Raw genomic sequence first — 12,934 nt, 5'->3', positions numbered from 1 at the left:
CAATGAAAAGTAAGGGATTGAAAATCGTTACAATAGGCGGGGGTTCCAGCTATACTCCGGAACTGATAGAAGGGTTTATCAAACGCTTTGAGGAATTGCCGGTAAAGGAAATCTGGCTGGTGGACATCGAAGAGGGAAAAGAGAAGCTGGATATTGTCGGAAACCTGGCGAAACGGATGGTTCAAAAGGCTGGGGTGCCAATTGATATCCATTTGACATTAGATCGCAGAATGGCACTTAAAGACGCAGACTTTGTGACCACCCAATTCCGGGTAGGCTTATTGGAGGCCAGAGCAAAGGATGAGCGAATTCCGTTGAAGTACGGGGTTTTGGGTCAGGAAACAAATGGTCCTGGGGGTTTTTTTAAAGCCTTGCGCACCATTCCTGTAATTCTCGAAATCTGCAAGGAAATGGAGGAGCTCTGCCCGGATGCTTGGCTCATCAATTTTACCAATCCAGCAGGAATGATTACGGAAGCGGTAATCCGGAACACAAACATCAAGAGAGTGGTGGGTTTGTGCAATGTGCCGATCGGGATGGAAATGGGGGCTGCAAAGCTTCTTGATGTGGAGCACTCCAGGGTTAGAATTGATTTTGCTGGGCTAAATCATTTGGTATATGGACTGGATGTATTTGTAGATGGAATAAGTGTGAAGGAAAAGTTAATCAAGCTGCTTTCGAATCCGGACAAATCGGTGACAATGAAGAATATCCATGCAATGGGATGGGAGCCGGAATTTCTTAAAGCACTCAATCTCTTTCCATGTCCTTATCATGCATACTATTATAAAACCAGAGAAATGGTAGAGAAAGAGATTCAAGCATCCAAAGAAGACGGTACCAGAGCGGAAGTTGTGAAAAAGCTGGAGGATGCCCTGTTTGAACTCTATAAAAATCCAACGCTTACCGAAAAGCCACTGCAGCTTGAGCAACGAGGAGGAGCGTATTACAGCGATGCTGCATGCAGGCTGATCCATTCCATCTACACTGATAAAAAGGATATTCAGCCGGTTAACATAAAGAACGATGGGGCAATAAAAGGGATTCCTCACAACTCAGCAGTGGAAATCAGCTGCATCATCACAAAGGATGGCCCAAAGCCTATTGCTGTAGGGGAGCTGCCGGTACCAGTCCAAGGGCTGATACAATCAATTAAATCGTTTGAAAGGATTACAATTGAGGCAGCCATCACCGGAAACTATGAAACTGCGCTCTTGGCATTAACAATTAATCCTCTAGTAGGGTCGGACAAAATTGCCAAAAAGATTTTGGATGAAATGCTGGAAGCACATAAAGTTTATCTGCCGAATTTCTTTAACAGGGAAAATATCATCCTTTCAAGTTAAAAGGAGAAGGGGGGAGGATTTGATACGCCTAATAGTCAATGCTGATGATTTTGGATTGTGTCGCGGGGTTAACTACGGAATAATGGACTCTCACCTATACGGAATTGTAAACTCCACTACAATGATGATGAACACCCCGGGAACAGAGCATGCCATAGCCCTGGCAAAACAGACCCCTTCCCTGAAGGTAGGCATTCATCTGGTCTTGACTTGCGGTAAACCACTATCCGGTAACGTTCCATCACTGGTAGGGAAGGAAGGAGCTTTCCATCCGTTACCCCATGCTATGCAAAACAAGGATCTTCTTGATTTGGAAGAAGTGGAAAAGGAATGGACAGCACAGATTGAAAAGTTCCTTCAGACAGGTCTAAAGCCCACTCATATGGACAGCCATCATCACATCCATACATGGGAAGACCTTTTGCCGGTTGTCCAACGGCTATCCATCACTTATGGGCTGCCTGTCCGAGCTAATGGACATGAACAATTAAGAGGTGTGCCTGCCTTTACCGACAGTTGTTTGCTGGATTTTTACGGAGATGGAGTCAGAGAGGATTATTTTAAGAAGTTGCCAAAAAAAGTGGGACCAGATACTACAGTGGAGGTAATGTGTCATCCAGCTTATGTGGATTCATACCTGATGAAGGAATCCTCCTATAATCTTCACCGATTGAAGGAATTGGAAATTTTGATTCAGACAAAACTGTCAGAGGCAATCGAGCTTGGATAAGAAGTAGGGAGGGCTGGTCATTACTAAGCCCTCTTTATCATGCGAAAAATATCTTGACATTATTTTCTATATCCTCTACATTTTAATTAAACAGTGGTCAATTAAATGGAGGGGCTTTTATGTCACCAAGAAAATCTGTCGCACAAGAGCTTACCCAGGAGAAAATCATGATAGCTGCACGGGAACTTTTCACAAGCAAGGGCTACCAGCATGTCTCTATGAGGCAGATAGCTACGTCACTCGGTTATAGCCATGGAGCCCTATACTATCATTTTAAGAATAAAGCGGAACTGTTTTATGCAATGATCGAAAATGATTTTAAATGGTTGGATCAGTGGCTTGATAAAGTTTTAGCAACTGATCTGACAAACGAAGAGAAAATTCGTGAAGTACTGTTGAAGTTCATTCAATTCGGTCTTGAGAACAAAAGTCATTATGAAATGATGTTTATGGTGGGGGACGAGGATGTTCGCAACTATATCAATACTGGTCCGAATAAATCCTATGAGAAATTTGCATATTCGCTTGTCACATTGAGTAATCATAGGATATCCATTCAAAAAACTTGGTCCGTTTTTCTATCCTTACATGGCTTTGTCAGTCATTATTGCAGATGTGAGGAAAGCTTCCAGGATGTGGAGCTGTTAGCAAAAGGGCATGTAGATTTTATCCTGAAATCCTTGGGGTAATAATTTTTGTCATTATTTGACCGGTGGTTAATTAAAGGGGAGGGATTTGATTATGAAAAAAGCGTTAGTAATTGGTGCATCAGGTGGAATGGGGTATGCAATCGTTAAGGAATTAGTCAGTCGAGGTATAGAGGCTGTAGCTTTTGCAAGAGGTGGGGGAAAACTGGGGGAATTATTTGGAGAAGAAGAATTAGTGACGATTCAGGCAGGGGATGCTGGGAATACCCAACAATTAATAGATGCTGCCCAAGGTTGTGACGTCATCTTTCATGCACTGAATATCCCTTACTCACAATGGAAAGAAAAGTTACTTCCAATCGTAAAGAATATTCTAAAAGCTGCCGAAATGACTGGAGCAAAGCTTGCGGTTGTCGATAACATCTATGCTTATGGAAAAAGCAATGCAAAATTATTAACAGAGGGAACAAAGAAAAGACCTCATACGAAAAAAGGTAAAATCCGTTTAGAAATGGAACAACTGATTTTCAATTCAGAGGTACCTGCTTTCATTGCACACTTTCCAGATTTCTATGGTCCTAATGCAACCAATACCTACATGCATTATACGCTGGACCAAATTGTATCGAAAAATAAAGCGGGATATGTAGGTCCGAAAACTATTGCAAGAGAATTCCTCCTCACCACTGATGGAGCCAAAGCAATGGTTACTTTGGCGCTCCACCCGAATGCTTACGGACAGAGCTGGAACATTCCTGCAAACAGGACCATTACAGGTAATGAACTGGAACTATTGATAAAAAATGAACTGGGAGAGAAAAAGTCCCTCTACTCCATTTCAAAACCGATGTTTGCTTTTTTCAGCCTGTTTGCCGGTAAGGACATGAGAGAGGGATTGGAGATGCAGTACATTGCAAATGAGGAAACAATCCTTTCTGGATCGAAATATGAGAACAAAATAGGACCCCTCCCCCGGACTTCATACGAAGATGGGCTGAAGGAGACCATCCAATACATGAAAAGTGGGCAGAGATGACCTGTGGAAAATGAAGAGGCTGAGAATGGAATTCTAGTCCTATTGCATGCCTAATGGCTTTTATTAACGATTAACCCCATGAAAAGGCCGATAGCAGCGTGCTAATGGCTTTTTTGAATATAAACCCAAATGAAAAGGCCAATAGCAGCGTGCTAATGGCTTTTTTGAACATTAATCCCAATGAAAATGCCAATAGCAGCAAGCTATTGGCATTTCACGTAAATTGTCTTATGCATCAAAGACCTTTGTTTTTCCTATAATGCAGAAAAACAGCAAGGGTCAAGGATAATAGTAAAGTCAGTCCGATAAAGATGTTACGGTAGGCAGTCTCCACAGATATCCCGGATTGCCATACAAGAAGAAGACCGGTTAATGCCACTCCAAAAGCTCCTCCAAAAAACTGGACAAGCTGGGCAATTCCCATTCCTGCTCCAAGTTGCTTTTTGTCGAGAATCCTGGAGATTTCATTGGAAATGCTCGAGGTTAATGCTGAAAATCCTGTACTCATGAACATATAAGTAAATAAAATGGCGTAGGGCGAGAGTACCCCGAAAAATGCAAAGGACAAAGTTGCTACGATAAGAAAGCTTTCTCCAAATAATATTAAGGGTATATTTCCGAAACGATCGATCAATCTGCCTATGAATTGAGCAGCAATCGCGGATAGAATGGCACCAGGAAATATCAACAATCCGATGGTGGCCGGCTCCTTTTCAAAAATCACAGAAAGCATGATCGGCATCAGGAAAAGTGAAGAAAAATGGGTGACAAATGCACCAAATCCTATAAAAAGAAGCTTTGTAAATTGTCTGTCTTTTAATAATGCAGGTTGGATGAAAGGCATTGGAATCCGATGGATATGCCACCAGAGCCAGCCAAGAATAACTAGGCTCACAAGTAAAACTGGAATTGAAAAGCTCGATAGATAAAGGAGAAGCCCTGTCACACCAAGTCCGATCAATATGCTGCCTATAATATCAAATTTCCCTTTCTGCACCTCTTCATAAGGCAGTAGACGCCTAAAAATAGGGAGCAAAAGCAAGACAAAGCCTGTAACCATGAAAAGGTAATGCCACCCTAGATACTGGGTGATCATGCCTCCGATAACAGGACCAAGTCCAAAGCCCAGGCTTGCTGCAGATGAGATGAAAGCCATCGCTTTACCTCTGCGGGAGATCGGTATGTATCTTCCTGCAAGCACCATCGCCAGACCAGGTACCGCTCCAGCTCCGGCAGCCTGAAGGAGTCTGGCCCCTAATAGCATATAAAAATCTTTTGATAAAAATCCAATAATGGAGGAAATGGCCAATAAGCTTAAACCGATGGTCAACAGCCGGCGAATAGGAAGAAAGTCGGATAAACGGCTGTATGTCAATGTTGCGATAGCAAAGACAATCGAATAGCCTGACACAATCCAGGAAGCGGTTGAAGAGGAAAGTGACAGCTCCCTCAGAACACTGGGGAGCGCAACGTTGAACATCGTCGTATTCATGACCACCAGCCAAACGGTAATGCTCCAGAAGAGAATCACTTTAGTTTCTTGAAGTACAGGCTGCTCAACTGCCTGTCTGTTGGCCGAATCCAGCCCCATAACGATCACCAAGTTTCTATTGTTTTTCTAAAAAAGCAAGAAGCTTCTCATAGTTATTTTTTGCATCCTGCCAACCTAGTTCATATAAATCTATAAGCCTCTGCTGGTTCTTTTCAATCCGACTGACCGGAAGCGGCTTGCTTGGTTGGAATAGGAAGGTGGTCCCTTTCTCTTTCTCTTTTTCAATATAGTTGAGTGTATCATTATACTGTTGATAACGAGTCTGCAGCTTTTCAGAAATGATAGGATATTGCTTGTATTTGAAGAGAGAAGAAAAGCGGCTTGCTTTCTTCTTATATCCAACAGGCTTCGTCAATATGACAACATTTTTTTGGAACCCGTCCTGCTGTGCTTTTTTAATAGGGATCGGATCGATGATTCCGCCATCCAATAAAAATCGATCCTGATAGGAAACAACCGGTGCGACAAATGGGAGGGAACTGGAAGCCCGAATCAATTGAAGCATGCTTTCCCCGTGCTCATCCATATGATAATAAATGGGTTCACCCGTCATACAATCTGTTGTCACCACGACAAATTGCTCGGTTCTTTTCAGGAATGTCTCATAATCATACGGCACAAGCCTGTTAGGAATTTCATCAAAAACGAAATCCATATCAAATAGCTGTTTCTTCTTCCAATAATTGCGATAGGAAAGGTAACGCGGGTCCTTCACGTATTCGATATTCACCTGTCTGTTTCTGCCTTTTTGCCTCGACAGGTAGGAGGCTGCCATGCAAGCGCCGGCGGAAACGCCTATCACATAAGGAAAATAAAGATCCTTTTCCATGAAGTATTCCAGAATTCCTGCAGTATATACACCTCTCATACCGCCGCCTTCCAATACAAGTCCACTATTCAGCATAAGATAGCCCCTCTTTTTTTAATAAGTGTTATTGTACCAAAACTTGTTCCGACTTGTCAGAGTGGATGCTCGGGTTTTTTGCCGTACCAAACTGTGGATTCTAAAAAATCGGGTAGTGACATCGGCTATCAAGCTGTTGTACAATAATTCACAATATTCTTTCCGAACAGCTTGAAAGGAGCGGGTGAGTAATGAAAGTGATACATAACGGGGTACGGGTAGAAGACATCGAACATGCCAGGGAGGTGTTGAAGGATGTTGTGACACGGACTCCTTTGCAGTTGGATCCCATTTTATCGGAGCGATATCAGTGCAAGGTCTATTTGAAAAGAGAGGATCTTCAGGTAGTTCGTTCGTTTAAAATAAGGGGAGCCTATTATCTGGTTCAAAGCCTAACTGATGAACAAAGGAAAAGAGGGGTCGTATGTGCGAGTGCGGGAAATCATGCCCAAGGAGTGGCCTATGCCTGCAAAGAGCTTGGCATCAAAGGGAAGATCTATATGCCGACAACCACACCGCGGCAAAAGGTTTCCCGGGTTGAATTTTTTGGCGGTGATTTTACAGAAGTTGTCCTGACAGGGGACACCTATGATGACTCCTATCAAAAAGCCTGGGAGATCTGTGAACAGGAAGGCATGAAATTCGTGCATCCATTTGATGATCCTCTCACCATCACCGGACAGGGAACAGTTGGTCTGGAAGTGATGGAACAGCTTGACGAGGAATGTTCCTTTGTGTTTATGGGTATCGGGGGTGGTGGTCTCGTATCTGGAGTGGGTTCTTACCTCAAAAGTGTAGCCCCCCATACAAAAATCATCGGGGTAGAGCCGATGGGTGCGCCTGGAATGAAACAATCCATCTCCATGAATGAAGTGGTTACCTTAGAGGAAATTGACAGCTTTGTAGACGGTGCTGCAGTAAAACAGGTAGGGCAGCTGTCTTTTGAAATGGCAAAAGATTTAGTAGATGATATCATCCTTGTTCCGGAAGGGAAGGTGTGCACCACCATCCTTAACCTTTACAATGAAAATGCAATCATTGCAGAACCGGCAGGAGCCCTTTCGATAGCCGCACTCGATTTCTATAAGGAGGAAATCAAAGGGAAAACGGTTGTCTGCGTAGTGAGTGGAGGCAATAATGACTTGGATCGGATGCAGGAAATGAAGGAACGCTCACTGATCTATGAGGGATTAAAGCACTATTTTATCGTCAAATTCCCCCAAAGAGCCGGAGCGCTCCGTGAATTCATGGAAGATGTCCTTGGCGAAACAGATGATATTACCCGTTTTGAATATACAAAAAAGAACAATAGGGACAAAGGTCCTGTTCTGGTAGGAGTGGAGCTCAGGGTTCAAGAGGATTATTTTTCCCTGATTGATCGGATGAATAAGAAAGGCTTTGCCTATTTGGAAATCAATAAGGATAAGCAGCTGTTTAATTTATTAATATAATATAAACAAGGTAAAGAAAAGGACGAGAATTTTCGTCCTTTTTTCTGTTTATACGTAAGAAAAAGAGGGTATGTAAATTTTTTTTACAAGGTTTTTGTAAACGTTTTCTTTGTTGATGGGACAAAAATGAAAGCGCTTTAAAATAGTCTGTAAAATTAGAATTATCTGAATTTGGGTGTTGACCTCCTGTATGGACGGTATTAAAATAACAACAACTCAAACAAACATTGAGTAAGGAAATAACAATTCCCTTATCAGGAGGGTATCTAGGGTTCCGATGTTTTCAGGAAAATAAAGCGGTGAAGTAATGAAATGATATTTCGTATTTACACCTTGAGTTTCCTGTAGCATGACTGGTCCAAGCGATACCAGCATCATCCCTGGCGATGATGTACACCGTGAGGAAAAAAGCCTCTACGGATAGGTTCTGATTGACGCACAACGTGTATTCAACCTGTCTAAGGGGCAACTTTTTAACATTTATTTATCAGAATATTCAAATAATAAAACAGAGAAAGAGGAGATTAGCTATGTGTAGATACATCTATATGAATGGCCAATTAGTAGAAAAAGAGAAGGCAGTTGTATCTGTATATGATCACGGGTTCCTTTACGGAGATGGCATCTTTGAAGGTATCCGAATGTACGACGGAAATGTTTTCCGCCTTCGTGAGCATCTTGAAAGACTTTATGATTCAGCAAGATCCATTCTTTTAAACATCCCCTATACCATGTCTGAACTTGAGGACATTATCGTCGAGACCCTGAGGAAAAACAAGCTGTATGAGTCAGCTTATATCCGATTGGTGGTTTCCAGAGGAGTCGGCGATCTCGGTTTAGATCCCACAAAATGCAAAACCCCAAATCTGATTGTCATTGCCGAGCAGCTGGCATTATTCCCAAAAGAACTGTACGACGTTGGTATTAGCATGGTGACGGTTCCTACTAGAAGGAACCGACCCGATATCCTAAGTCCGAAAGTAAAATCGCTCAATTATTTAAATAACATCATGGTAAAAGCCGAAGCCAACATGGCAGGAGCGAATGAGGCTCTGACATTAAATACGGAAGGCTATGTGGCAGAAGGATCCGGACAGAACATCTTTATCCTGAAAGGGAAAAAGCTCTTGACCCCACCAAGCTATGTAGGAGCGCTGGAGGGAATCACCCGAAACGCCATCATCGACCTGGCAAAGGATCTTGGATATGATGTTCGCGAGGAGCCGTTCACAAGACATGACGTATATGTGGCAGATGAAGTATTCCTGACAGGTACTGCAGCGGAGGTCATTCCGGTAGTGAGCCTGGACGCACGGATGATTGCGGACGGAAAGCCGGGAAAAGAAACACACAATCTACTAAATCATTTCCGGAAACTTGTAGTGGAAGATGGACTGAAAGTATATCCGGAAAAAAACCAAGTTGGATGGGAAATCAGCGGCGGCGTCTTGCTTGGTGAAGCACTGAATCATTGAGGATGAATGATTCGCTTTGAATCTTTTGTTCTTTAAATCACTAAAAAGGTGCCTGACCCCCACCGCTTTAAAGCATTGAGGGTCAGGCCCCCAAAAAAGCATCACAAAGGAGTGAACCGGCTAAAATGAGAAGCAACACAATCAAACGAGGAATCGACCGGGCTCCCCATCGCAGCTTGCTGCGGGCGGCGGGAGTGAAGGATGAAGATATGGATAAGCCGTTCATCGGCGTTTGCAATTCCTATGTGGATATTATCCCGGGACATATGCATCTAAATAAATTTGCGGAAGTGGTGAAGGAAGCGATTCGGGACGCGGGAGGTGTACCCTTTGAATTCAATACCATCGGAGTGGATGACGGGATCGCGATGGGGCATATAGGGATGCGCTACTCTCTGCCCAGCAGGGAATTGATTGCCGACTCTGCTGAAACAGTCATAAATGCTCACTGGTTTGATGGGGTATTCTACATCCCGAATTGCGACAAAATCACACCTGGAATGTTGATGGCGGCAGCGAGAACGAATGTACCGGCAGTTTTCGTATCAGGAGGCCCGATGGAGGCTGGCCGGACAAAGGATGGTGCGCCATTGTCCCTTGTATCTGTCTTTGAAGGGGTAGGAAGTGTGCTTTCCGGTAAAATGAGCCGTGAAGAGCTTCTTGAAATCGAATCGAGCGCCTGTCCAACATGTGGTTCCTGTTCCGGGATGTTTACGGCAAATTCGATGAATACATTGATGGAAATGCTGGGAGTGGCCCTGCCTGGTAACGGTACCATGGTTGCTACTTCAGAAGGACGCCACCAGTTGATCAGGGACGCCGCCAAGCATCTCATGAGGCAAATTGAAGAAGATGTGAGGCCACGCGACATTATTACAAAAGAAGCAATTGATGACGCTTTTGCATTGGATATGGCGATGGGCGGCTCCACGAATACCGTACTACATACACTCGCCATAGCCCATGAAGCAGGGATTGAATACAAACTTGAAGATATCAATAAAATCGCAGAGCGAGTGCCATACCTTTGCAAAGTAAGCCCCGCTTCGGACTATAGCATGGAAGACGTTCATGAAGCAGGAGGAGTCAGTGCCATCATCAAGGAGCTTTGCCAAATCGAAGGCGCAATCCACCCAGATCGCTTGACGATTTCCGGCCAGAGCATCCAGGAAGTAGTCGACCATGCCCAGATAGTCAATGACAGGGTGATCAGAAGAAAAGACAATCCATACAGTCCGGTTGGCGGCCTCAGCATCCTTTTTGGGAATCTGGCACCAAATGGAGGCGTTATCAAGGTTGGAGCGGTTGATCCATCCATCAAGTCCTTTACCGGAGAAGCGATCATCTATGAATCTCAGGAAGAGGCACAAAAAGGAATTGATAGTGGCCAGGTCAGGGAAGGTCATGTGGTAGTCATCCGTTATGAGGGTCCAAAAGGTGGACCGGGAATGCCGGAAATGCTGGCACCGACCTCATCCATTGCCGGGAGAGGTTTATCGACGAAGGTAGCGTTGATTACGGACGGCAGGTTCTCAGGAGCTACAAGGGGAATTTCCATTGGTCATATATCACCTGAAGCAGCAGAAGGAGGCCCTATTGCATTTGTGGAAAATGGGGACACCATTCAGATAGATTTAGAGAAACGCACCATTTATCTGCTTGTGGAAAAGGAAGAATTGGAAGCCCGTAAAACCAATTGGCAGCCTCCCGAGCCGAAAGTCAAAAGCGGATACTTGGCAAGATATGCGGCCCTCGTCACTTCTGCAAATACAGGCGGAGTATTGAAAGTATAAAAATAAGGAGGTGGAGAACAAATGAGTACAGCAGAAACTAGTGGCACGAAGGTGGCGCACAAAATACTGACAGGATCTCGCATGATAGTGGAGGCCTTGAAGGAAGAGAAGGTAGAGGTGATATTCGGTTATCCTGGCGGTGCAGTCCTGAACATTTACGATGCACTATATGATGGAGGCATTCCTCATCTTTTAACAAGACATGAGCAGGGAGCGATACATGCGGCAGAAGGATATGCGCGCATTACAGGCAAGCCCGGAGTCGTGATTGCCACCTCTGGTCCCGGCGCCACGAATATCGTGACAGGTCTGGCGGATGCCATGATAGATTCGCTGCCGCTTGTAGTCATTACCGGTCAGGTCAATTCACAGGTACTTGGTTCAGATGCTTTCCAGGAAGCACCGATTCTTGGAATTTCCATGCCAATCACCAAACATAATTTCCAGGTCCAGGATGTAAAGGAATTGCCAAGGATATTTAAGGAAGCTTTCCATATTGCTTCAACAGGAAGACCTGGACCAGTGCTGATCGACATTCCAAAAGATATTACAGCTACCTCAGGAATCTACGATTATTCCAAAGGGGTACATCTACCGGGATATAAATTACAGAAAGAACCAGATCCCGAAGCAATCAAAAAGGTCGCGCAGGCAATCAAAAAAGCCGACAAGCCGGTTATTCTTGCAGGTGCAGGAGTTCTCCACAGTAAAGCAAGCAATCTACTAAAAGAGTTCGTTGCAAAAACGACCATTCCTGTAGCAAACACCTTACTGGGTTTGGGAAGTTTCCCGTATGACCACCCTTTGTTTCTGGGAATGGCAGGGATGCATGGAACATATACGGCCAATATGGCTTTATATGAAGCAGATCTGATCATCAATATTGGGGCAAGATTTGATGATAGGCTGACAGGTAACCTGCAGGAGTTTGCAAAATTTGCAAAAGTTGTCCATTTTGATATCGATCCATCAGAAATCGGAAAAAATGTACCGACAGACTACCCGGTAGTCGGCGATGCCTCAAATTCTCTTCAACTCCTATTGAATGAAGTACTGGAAACAGGAGATAAAGGGGAATGGCTGGAACGCTTGCTTCAATCAAAGGAAGAATTTCCATTATGGTATGTAGAAGATGGCAAAACATTCAAACCACAGCGATTATTGGAACTTGTTCATGAGCTCTCCAAAGGGGAAGCCATTATCACAACAGATGTCGGCCAGCATCAAATGTGGGCAGCACAGTTCCATGGTTTCAGGCAGCCTGATAGATGGGTAACATCGGGTGGCTTGGGGACAATGGGATTTGGCTTACCGGCAGCTATCGGTGCGCAGGTGGCCGACAAAGATGCAGCAGTAATAGCTGTCCTTGGGGATGCCGGGTTCCAGATGACACTTCAGGAGCTTGCAGTTCTAAAAGAATATAAGCTTCCTGTAAAAGTGGTGCTCGTCAATAATCAGTCCATGGGAATGGTACGCCAATGGCAGCAGCTGTTCTATCAGGAAAGATATTCGGAATCCCTATTGCCCAATCAGCCGGATTATGTGAAGCTTTCGGATGCTTTTGGAATCAAGGCGGCCATCGTTCAGAATGAAGAGGAGTTTCGAACTGCTTTTGCCCTAGCACTTGCAACGGACGAACCTTATCTCTTGGACTGCCGGGTGACACCGACTGAGAACGTCTATCCGATGATCGCCCCTGGAAAAGGAATTCAACAAATGGAAGGTGTGAAGCCATGAAGCGGACACTCTCGCTCCTTGTGAACAATCAGTTGGGTGTATTGAACAGGTTGACCAACCTTTTTTTAAGAAAAGGACTGAATATTGAAAGCCTGGCCGTCGCACCGGTCAATGAATCGTCCATCTCCCTTATGACCATTGTCGTTAATGTGGTGGAGGAACAGGAAGTAGAAAGAATAAAGCTCCAGTTGGATAAGCAGATTGATGTTATTCAAATTACAGACATTTCTGAACAGATTGCTCTTTCCAATTAACTGAATTTT

The 12,934-nt window shown here is 44.2% G+C and carries 11 protein-coding genes; 9 read left to right on the top strand and 2 right to left on the bottom strand.

All coding sequences use genetic code 11. The annotated features are described in order from the left end of the window. Positions 1-2 precede the first annotated feature (2 nt). The 4 genes from ABN702_RS11605 to ABN702_RS11590 all read left to right on the top strand — a co-directional run bounded on the left by ABN702_RS11605 (position 3) and on the right by ABN702_RS11590 (position 3,759). Entirely contained in the window at positions 3-1,346 is a 1,344-nt protein-coding gene (locus ABN702_RS11605) for a 6-phospho-beta-glucosidase (protein WP_417897019.1), read from the top strand. 19 nt (positions 1,347-1,365) lie between these two features. Continuing rightward, positions 1,366-2,076 carry a chitin disaccharide deacetylase gene (chbG, locus tag ABN702_RS11600; protein WP_417897018.1) on the top strand — a complete coding sequence of 237 codons (711 nt, stop codon included), beginning with the start codon at positions 1,366-1,368 and terminating at the stop codon, positions 2,074-2,076. 119 nt (positions 2,077-2,195) lie between these two features. Continuing rightward, positions 2,196-2,765 (top strand): TetR/AcrR family transcriptional regulator, encoded by a 570-nt coding sequence (locus tag ABN702_RS11595; RefSeq protein WP_417897017.1) that lies wholly within the window; start codon positions 2,196-2,198, stop codon positions 2,763-2,765. 52 nt (positions 2,766-2,817) lie between these two features. Next, entirely contained in the window at positions 2,818-3,759 is a 942-nt protein-coding gene (locus tag ABN702_RS11590; RefSeq protein ID WP_417897016.1) for an NAD(P)H-binding protein, read from the top strand. 235 nt (positions 3,760-3,994) lie between these two features. Here ABN702_RS11590 and ABN702_RS11585 read toward each other — a convergent pair whose 3' ends face one another. After that, positions 3,995-5,350, bottom strand: a complete 1,356-nt coding sequence (locus tag ABN702_RS11585) for an MFS transporter (protein WP_417897015.1) — start codon at positions 5,348-5,350, stop codon at positions 3,995-3,997. 16 nt (positions 5,351-5,366) lie between these two features. Then, the gene (locus ABN702_RS11580) at positions 5,367-6,215 is read right to left on the bottom strand and encodes a patatin-like phospholipase family protein (protein ID WP_417897014.1); all 849 of its coding nucleotides are present in this window, start codon (positions 6,213-6,215) and stop codon (positions 5,367-5,369) included. A gap of 191 nt (positions 6,216-6,406) precedes the next feature. Here ABN702_RS11580 and ilvA point away from each other — a divergent pair, with 191 nt between their 5' ends. From ilvA to ilvN, 5 genes are all read left to right on the top strand, one after another. Beyond that, positions 6,407-7,666 carry a threonine ammonia-lyase IlvA gene (ilvA, locus tag ABN702_RS11575; protein WP_417897013.1) on the top strand — a complete coding sequence of 420 codons (1,260 nt, stop codon included), beginning with the start codon at positions 6,407-6,409 and terminating at the stop codon, positions 7,664-7,666. 530 nt (positions 7,667-8,196) lie between these two features. Continuing rightward, positions 8,197-9,141 carry a branched-chain-amino-acid transaminase gene (ilvE, locus tag ABN702_RS11570; RefSeq protein ID WP_417897012.1) on the top strand — a complete coding sequence of 315 codons (945 nt, stop codon included), beginning with the start codon at positions 8,197-8,199 and terminating at the stop codon, positions 9,139-9,141. A 125-nt stretch (positions 9,142-9,266) separates the two neighbouring features. Next, a complete protein-coding gene (gene ilvD / locus ABN702_RS11565; RefSeq protein ID WP_417897011.1) occupies positions 9,267-10,934 on the top strand; it encodes a dihydroxy-acid dehydratase in 1,668 nt (555 codons plus the stop codon). Between the two features lie 21 nt (positions 10,935-10,955). Next, positions 10,956-12,671: a biosynthetic-type acetolactate synthase large subunit gene (ilvB, locus tag ABN702_RS11560; protein WP_417897010.1), complete on the top strand. Its 1,716-nt coding sequence runs from the start codon at positions 10,956-10,958 to the stop codon at positions 12,669-12,671. Continuing rightward, positions 12,668-12,925: an acetolactate synthase small subunit gene (ilvN, locus tag ABN702_RS11555; RefSeq protein ID WP_204419415.1), complete on the top strand. Its 258-nt coding sequence runs from the start codon at positions 12,668-12,670 to the stop codon at positions 12,923-12,925. The genes ilvB and ilvN overlap by 4 nt, the downstream gene beginning before the upstream one ends. The last annotated feature ends 9 nt before the right edge of the window (positions 12,926-12,934 follow it).

It is taken from the genome of Bacillus haimaensis (genome assembly GCF_048270625.1).
GTDB lineage: Bacteria > Bacillota > Bacilli > Bacillales > Bacillaceae_I > Sutcliffiella_A > Sutcliffiella_A haimaensis.
The sequence above is the reverse complement of the archived record's forward strand: the minus strand, read 5'-3'. Positions and strand labels throughout refer to the sequence as shown.

What these genes read in the sequence shown, in the direction of transcription:
- ABN702_RS11605 (WP_417897019.1), top strand. Translation starts at nt 3, where the DNA reads ATGAAAAGTAAGGGATTGAAAATCGTTACAATAGGCGGGGGTTCCAGC.
- ABN702_RS11595 (WP_417897017.1), top strand. Translation starts at nt 2,196, where the DNA reads ATGTCACCAAGAAAATCTGTCGCACAAGAGCTTACCCAGGAGAAAATC.
- ABN702_RS11590 (WP_417897016.1), top strand. Translation starts at nt 2,818, where the DNA reads ATGAAAAAAGCGTTAGTAATTGGTGCATCAGGTGGAATGGGGTATGCA.
- ABN702_RS11585 (WP_417897015.1), bottom strand. Translation starts at nt 5,350, where the DNA reads ATGGGGCTGGATTCGGCCAACAGACAGGCAGTTGAGCAGCCTGTACTT.
- ABN702_RS11580 (WP_417897014.1), bottom strand. Translation starts at nt 6,215, where the DNA reads ATGCTGAATAGTGGACTTGTATTGGAAGGCGGCGGTATGAGAGGTGTA.
- ilvA (WP_417897013.1), top strand. Translation starts at nt 6,407, where the DNA reads ATGAAAGTGATACATAACGGGGTACGGGTAGAAGACATCGAACATGCC.
- ilvE (WP_417897012.1), top strand. Translation starts at nt 8,197, where the DNA reads ATGTGTAGATACATCTATATGAATGGCCAATTAGTAGAAAAAGAGAAG.
- ilvD (WP_417897011.1), top strand. Translation starts at nt 9,267, where the DNA reads ATGAGAAGCAACACAATCAAACGAGGAATCGACCGGGCTCCCCATCGC.
- ilvB (WP_417897010.1), top strand. Translation starts at nt 10,956, where the DNA reads ATGAGTACAGCAGAAACTAGTGGCACGAAGGTGGCGCACAAAATACTG.
- ilvN (WP_204419415.1), top strand. Translation starts at nt 12,668, where the DNA reads ATGAAGCGGACACTCTCGCTCCTTGTGAACAATCAGTTGGGTGTATTG.